Below are 7,238 nucleotides of genomic sequence, written 5' to 3' on the forward strand. Positions count from 1 at the left end.
GAGACAGTCAAAGCGTTAGCCAGCAAGGAGTCGGAAAAGCTCAAATCAGACAATGACCATCAAGAGCGCGCGCATCAAGAGCTTGAAGAGTCGGCGATATCTCAAGATATCGAGATGGACTCTGGAGAAATGGTAGAATAAATAGCCATTGCGCTTTAAGGAACTTAAATACCCTCTTAAATGGTCAACTTATCAAAAACTAGGTGTCGAGGGCATTTAAACAAGGATGTTAATCACTGTCCCGTCCTGAAATGTGTTACACATATGACCATTCCAAATAAACACTACGTTAAGCGCACTCAGCGTGATTACACACTAGGCTTTAAATTACAGATTGTAGACGCCATCGAAAAAGGCGATATGACCTATAAACAAGCCCAATCAATTTACGGCATACAAGGTCGTTCGACCGTTCTTACTTGGTTAAGAAAGCATGGCAAAATGGATTGGACTACCAATCCAAGGAAGAACACGATGTCAAAATCACCGAGAGTGAATGAAACACCCGCCCAAAAAATAAAACGACTTGAACAAGAGCTCGAAGACGAACGTCTTAGGTGCCTTCTTCTCAACAGAGTTGTTGATATTATTGATGCTGAGCATGGGATGTCGCTAAGAAAAAGTATATAGCGAAGGAGCAAGAAGCCTTCAAAAGGAGAGGAAATTAAGCTTAAGTAAAGCTTGCTCATTGCTCGATATATCCCGTCACAGAGAGAAAAGCGTGAGGCAACTCGTCAGGCTGAGCTTGCTCCTGTTAAAGGAATGGTCCTTGAACTAAGACGCTTCATGCCTCGGCTAGGAACTCGTAAGCTCTATTTCTTATTGAAACCTAGGCTGATAGCTAAGGGAGTAAAACTTGGGCGTGATGCTTTGTTTGATTACCTCAGGGAAGAGCGCTTACTCGTTAAGCCGAAACGGAGTTACACCAAAACAACGAACAGCAGGCACTGGATGAAAAAACATCCGAACTTGCTAAAAGAAGTCGTTCCGTCAAAACCAGAGAGGTTCTGGTGAGCGACATCACTTATGTTCAGTCGATCGAGGGCTTTCATTACTTGTCATTGGTTACCGATGCCTTCAGTCTTAAAATCATGGGTTATGAAGTCAGCAATGAAATGAAAGCGAGCGATGTTGTGAAGGCCTTAGATATGACGGTAAAAACTCGATGTTATCGTCATGCGACAATCCATCACTAAGAGAGAGGGCTTCAGTATTGTTCTAGTTTTTATCAAGAGAAGCTTAAAAAGCATGACATAACACCGTCAACGTATTTTAGGACGAGACACCTCAACAATGGAAAATAATTATGAACCCAAAAGCCCAATACGGACTGCAAATGAAATACCCTTACAACCAACCTATCCCTAAAGCACATCAACTGCCTGTATGGAAATGCGATTAATGCGTTATCTTTTCCTACACAAAGAAAATGAATATCTTTTATTGAGTAATGAAGATGGCACATTAAAAGAGGAGGCAAGTCAACTGACGCAGCAAGGATTTACTTGTTTCATACACTCCCCCATCGAGGCAGAAGAGAAAGAAACCGCGAAAACGCTATACCTTAAAGAGTTATTATTTTGCGCAACCAATGGTCACATTATCGCCATTCACCAATTAACAGGACAAGAAGTGTGGAGAAATCGGCCACAAGGAAAAGAGTACCAGGCATTAGGAACCACTACGCTCTTGCTAGAAAAAGGTATGTTGATTTGCGGCTCTAACGGATGCGTATTTGCGCTATGCCCCTTTTCAGGCTCTCTTTTATGGGATAATAGTTTACCAAATCTTGGTTTTGGCACAGTGACGCTGGCAACGACACAACAAAACACAACAATTGAAACCATCGTGATTACTCAAACAAACACGACACATGGTCATGATCACGGTCATCATACTCGCCACTCAATTTATCCCTCCATCATCGAATACAATAACCTATGATGAAAAAATACGATGCGGCCCTGACATGTTAAAACAACCTGAACCACTCATTGTTCTCGATATGCTCGACGGCAACGACTGGCGACATTTCGTGCTTACTTATAGAAGACGCTAAAAGGTTGATGCCCTCTACATTGCGTATGCGCTAGAGTTAGATATTCCTGTGGTGACAGATGATCAAGACATGGCTGAGTTAGCCGAAACGTTTGAAGTGAAGTCTATTCCGACTTTAGAGTTAATGAAAATTATGCATGACAACGGTCATGCAGATATCGGCAAAATCAAAGGTATTGTTGACTATTGGAGCGCAATTGGAGATTGCCCAGCTAATCTCCATCGTGATCTTAAGAAATTTGTTCCTGAGTTATAAAAACGCTCAACCCTTGTGAGAGCCCTGAACAAGCAGAACATTCAATGGATTCACTTTCCAAACGTTGGACGAATTTACCCACCCCACTTTCGTGTTATGGAATAAATCAAGGTTCGCTCCACCTGCTATATGCCTGCATGTAGTAGGTAGAGTGAGCCAGACAAACGCAGTACGTCAGAAGTATTTTCGTTTTTAATCGATAACCCTAGCTCACTGAGCGCGACCAACCCCTATTTTTTAATTTCGTCTCAGGAAATTTTAGTGGACCGTCTCAGTGGGCTACTTTATTGATAGTAAGAACCGGACGGGTTTTGACGTTATTTTATATTTGTCTCTCACTTACCCTCTACTTCTGAGCCCTTTTCCTGTTATTGAGGTGAGACGCGAAGCACCGTATTAGTTGAAATGCTAGAAGCTTGTTAACGGTATTTTATCCGTATTATGGTCATGTTATACGGCGTTCCAAATGGGCGGTTAATATGAGAACTCGATCATGCTTTTACTTTGCATTAGCCCATAAAATAGTTAAATCATACCTCCTCTAAAAATGAGGTTAAACATTACAGTATTCATCAGTATGCCTAACAATTTTTTGAAACATTACATGGATCTATTATCACCATTAGGAAGCATAACATCGCACTCTATGTTCGGCGGATTTGGTTTATTTTCAGATAAGACAGTTTTTGCTTTCGTTGCGAAAGAGCGATTATGCATAAGAGCGAATGAAAGCCAAAAAAAAGTGTTTGAAAAGCGTGGATTTCAGCCCTTTTCTTATACAAAACGGACGGGTCGGGTTGTCACCTCTTATTACATCCTACCTAATGATGTATTGAAGGATCGTAACCAGGTGCTTCAATTAGCTAAATGTGCACTGAACGATTCCCAGAATAGAGGGTTATCAAAACGTTTATCTTTCCCCGTTAAATTGAGAGTATTACCGAACTTTCAAGCAAGCACAGAACGGATGCTCAGGAAGGCTGGTATTGATTCTGTTGAGTGTTTATATCGTGTTGGCGCAGCCAACGCTTTCCTCGCCATTCGAGCTTCGCATAATGTTCCCGTTAAACTTGAACTGCTTTGGATTCTAGAGGGAGCGATACAAGGTGTACACTGGTCGGTCGTTTCTGACCAAAGGCGCAATGAGTTAATCCATTTGATTGAAACTGTGTGACTATATCTATAAAAACGACAAACAACGAGCCGAGGCTCTGAAGCCCTCTTTATTTATAATTACTGTAATTGAAGGTGATGTAAGTCTTTCGTGGCTTGTTACCATATAAAGGGGCAATAGAGCATTAAACCACCTTTCGTTTAATGCTTTGTAATATTGATATGTGTTTGCCAGCGCCAAGTCATGGGGGCTCTGTCCATTGCCCTGACTTTTTGCTGAGCAAAGGGTCAAGTATGACCGTTATAGCCGTCTGCAGGGGCGCTTTTTGGCGTCTCCAAGCCCTTTCATAAATACCGTCTCTGACTTCAGTAAGGTATCATTCTCGTCGAAATGTTGGGTCATTGTGGGCTTATCTCTCGTGATAAATAAGCCCAGCAGGCCTGGCTATGATAAGTAAGCCATTGTTTGAGTAAAAGAAACTAGCGCTTAATCAAAAAATCATCAATGGATTGACCCGCATCTAATTTCGTTTGAATGGCCGCAGGTGTGCGACCTTGTCCTGTCCATGTTTTTTCAGTGCCGCTCTCATCAGTGTATTGGTATTTCGCGGGTCTTGGTTGACGAATTTTTTTTGTTTTTGGCTGTCCAGTGAGCTCTGCCAGTAAGTCCTCTACCCCTATTCCACTCTCTGACATTTGTTTTGCCATTTCAGCCACTTTGGCCTCTTTTTCTGCGCGCGCTTCACGTTCAGCTTCTTCGCTTTCCTGGCGCTCCAGATACACGGTTGTTAATTTATCCAGTGCTTCTTCAAGCTGCTCAAAAGTTAATTCTCGAGAGAATGCTCGCAAAGTGCGAATGTTCAGTAACGTTTTAATCATTGGGTTCATGTTAAGCCTATTTATTGTTGAGTTTTTATATGACTAAGCGGCAGCATATATAATGCTTGTCGAAGTGTGTGTCAAAATTCATTTGAAAGTAGTGATGCTTTGTTAACTGGGTCTCATATAAAAGCTTAGATGGCACAGAGGGGGAGAAATAAAGAGGTCATTGTCCAACAACGTGCTTATCGCTCACTTTTGGGGAGGAAATGCGATGCAAGAGTAAGTGAATCACTTCATGCTCATCCACATGCTCGATTTCTACGCGATAGACACCTTGGGCTTGCACGGCCTCAATCAGCGCTTTGAGGCGCGTCGTTTTGACAGTCATCACCAAGGGTTTGATTTGGTTATTGTCTTTATCAAACCCTTCTTCAATTTCTGACTGGGTCATGTACAAGATCTCCTCCTCTCTCGCTTTGTCGGGATGGTCGAGCTCGGAAGGAAATTGGTGCTGATCATTGAGGTCTGTCAGCATGAGATAGAGTTCATCCGCCTGTGACAATCGAGCCTGATACTCAAGGTTCAGTTGATTGACCGTCCACAACTTTTGCTCAAGATTGCCTCTGGTTTGGCGACCAATAGTGAGCATGGTTTTTAGGTCGTTTTTGCACACAGAGAATTGAGCCTGCTTTACTTTCGGTTTGAGGTATTTCACCAAGAAGGCATTGCGTTTCTTTACCGTCCAAAACCCACCTTGCTGACTCATAGTGCAATAGAGCGTCAGCAGTGAATGGGTAACCAGCTCATCCAGAGCTAGGTAGTGTTTTAAATTTTGACTCATCAAAGCGCTCTGTTTATCCAATCAGTCGCACAGTGTATCAAATCCCCAATGAAAATCATGGCGTAAGCGCGCCTTTCCTTTGAATAGCAGTGAATACGTTCATTTCACCACTTTACCTTCAACGCCAACTCTTAAATAAGGAGCGACGATGCGTCCCCGTAAGAAAAGCAATCATTTTACCCGAGGTGGCCAAGTCATCTTCCATTCCATTCGAATGTTCTTCCAAGTCAACAACACCATCATCAAGTTCATTGGTTTTGGGATGTTATTGGCCACCCTCGCGTCACGCCTTTTGGGGGAGTTCTATTACTGGCGGAATATTTTATACGCTATTAGACAACTTGGTGAACCCAGTGTGGGACGGTGAGCGCTACCAATCCACGCTCGCGTCTCAGCTTGACAATGTCGTGCTTCTCGATATTCACGCCGAGGAGTGGCGAAACTTCCAAGTCTACTACCTCATTTCGATGTTGGTCGGATTCTTCATCTTTTATCTGCTGCAGCGTTTTTTCAAAGAGCAAGGCGAGAAACAGAGTGAAGACTTTCATGTGCGTGGTTTTCGTCTGGTTGAGCTACAAGTATTAACCAAGATGCAAATCAAGCGCGCTAAAGTGAACCGTAAACGCGGTTATGGCGATGGCACCACGGGCGCGGCGGGTAATCAGTGATGATCCGCAAACTGGTGCGATGGATACGAGAGCGTGGCGACAAGGCCATTATTTACGACAAAGGTTGTGTGTTCACCTGTAAATTCTACCGCCCTGAGACCGACGTCATATTGAACCCGTTTGATGCTCGATGCGCGAATTGGGACGTGTGGTGCGACGCAAAAGACGCCCCCGACTTTGAGAACATGGCCGCGGCCCTCATCCCACAACACGGCGATGGCGATCCATTTTGGGTTGACTCAGCGCGCACCATTTTTTCATCCACCGCCTTTCGCATGAGCCAGGACAATAAACCCGCGACGACCGCACGCCTATTGAGTTTAATTTTGACCAGTGAGCTTGAAGCGTTAGGTAATTTTCTGGAAGGCACCGAGGCCGCCGCCCTGGCATCGAAGGACATCAAGAAAACCGCGATTTCCATCAAATCGGTATTGGCCACCTACATGAAAAGCATGCGTTTTTAGACGGCCTTGATGATGAGCATCGAGACGAAGCGCTGCAGAAGAAGTTTTCTATTACAGACTGGGTACAAGACGATAAGCAGACCGGCTTTTTGTTCTTATAGAGTAACGCGCAGCAGCATGCGTCACTGCGACCGCTCATCTCCATGTGGTTGGCTATCGTGTCCAACGCCATTTTAGGGCTAGAAGCCGATGAAGACCGCCGCATTTGGGTCTTGATGGATGAAATGCCCAGTCTGCATAAATTACCTGAACTCGGCTCCATCACAGCCGAAGTGCGAAAATTTGGCGGGTGTTACTTAATTGGTATCCAATCGTACGCGCAGTTGCTGAAAACCTATGGCAAGAACGCCGCCGATGAGATGTTTGATTTGTTGAACACGCGCTTTTTCTTTCGTGCGCCATCAGCACAAATGGCGCAAATCTCTTCCAAAGACTTGGGGGAGCAAGAAGTCGATATTTCTAAAGAAAACGTGTCGTACGGCGCGAACACGCTGCGTGACGGTGTGTCATTGGGCCATCAAACGGTCACAAGGCCCGGCGGTCTCGCCGAGTGAGATCCAAGCTTTGGATGATTTGCTGTGTTACGTACGTACGCCAGGTGTTGATCTCATCACTAAGCTGGATTTGGAGTTCGATGTCATGAAAGACATCTGCCCTTCTTTCAACAAACGTAGCGTGACATTGTCACAGCCCATGTTCAAACCACTTACTACGAAAGGTCGCACCGAGTCTTCACCTATCCAAAGAAGCGCAGCAACCACTTCTCAAGCTACAACATGCCAAGTTCGATTCAAAAGAATAAATGCTCAACGAGGCAAGCCAAATGAAAGAAGCGATGCAAAGTGACACCGTGCAAGCGATGGTCGAGTCAAAGGATCAAGACAATCTCGAGTACCAGGAGCAAGCGCAGCGAACCATTGAAGAGCAAGCCACCTCACCGGAAATAGAGATGGAAGCGGGCGATATGGTTGAATAGCGCATCAAATAGTCGATAGCCACACAAGACAGAAATAGGT

5 protein-coding genes and 2 pseudogenes are annotated in these 7,238 nt (G+C 44.4%); 5 read left to right on the plus strand and 2 right to left on the minus strand.

Annotation, left to right across the window (positions count from 1 at the left end):
- Nucleotides 1–264 precede the first annotated feature (264 nt).
- From ACED59_RS23710 to ACED59_RS23725, 4 genes and pseudogenes are all read left to right on the plus strand, one after another.
- A pseudogene (locus tag ACED59_RS23710) lies at nt 265–1,265 on the plus strand (IS3 family transposase); the annotation flags it as partial.
- 136 nt (nt 1,266–1,401) lie between these two features.
- The gene (locus ACED59_RS23715; RefSeq protein WP_017100250.1) at nt 1,402–1,944 is read left to right on the plus strand and encodes a hypothetical protein; all 543 of its coding nucleotides are present in this window, start codon (nt 1,402–1,404) and stop codon (nt 1,942–1,944) included.
- 184 nt (nt 1,945–2,128) lie between these two features.
- Nucleotides 2,129–2,314 (plus strand): hypothetical protein, encoded by a 186-nt coding sequence (locus ACED59_RS23720; protein ID WP_198927411.1) that lies wholly within the window; start codon nt 2,129–2,131, stop codon nt 2,312–2,314.
- A 604-nt stretch (nt 2,315–2,918) separates the two neighbouring features.
- The gene (locus ACED59_RS23725) at nt 2,919–3,488 is read left to right on the plus strand and encodes a TfoX/Sxy family DNA transformation protein (RefSeq protein ID WP_102579742.1); all 570 of its coding nucleotides are present in this window, start codon (nt 2,919–2,921) and stop codon (nt 3,486–3,488) included.
- A 419-nt stretch (nt 3,489–3,907) separates the two neighbouring features.
- On the opposite strand, the gene ACED59_RS23730 is transcribed toward ACED59_RS23725, so the two are convergent.
- Nucleotides 3,908–4,315, minus strand: a complete 408-nt coding sequence (locus ACED59_RS23730) for an H-NS family nucleoid-associated regulatory protein (RefSeq protein WP_371705168.1) — start codon at nt 4,313–4,315, stop codon at nt 3,908–3,910.
- A 157-nt stretch (nt 4,316–4,472) separates the two neighbouring features.
- Nucleotides 4,473–5,090, minus strand: coding sequence for a DUF2913 family protein (locus ACED59_RS23735; RefSeq protein ID WP_017100254.1), 618 nt, complete (start codon nt 5,088–5,090; stop codon nt 4,473–4,475).
- 148 nt (nt 5,091–5,238) lie between these two features.
- Here ACED59_RS23735 and traD point away from each other — a divergent pair.
- Nucleotides 5,239–7,198: pseudogene (traD, locus tag ACED59_RS23740) on the plus strand (type IV conjugative transfer system coupling protein TraD).
- The last annotated feature ends 40 nt before the right edge of the window (nt 7,199–7,238 follow it).

The sequence above is a fragment of the Vibrio sp. FF266 genome, from assembly GCF_041439695.1.
GTDB lineage: Bacteria > Pseudomonadota > Gammaproteobacteria > Enterobacterales > Vibrionaceae > Vibrio > Vibrio tasmaniensis_A.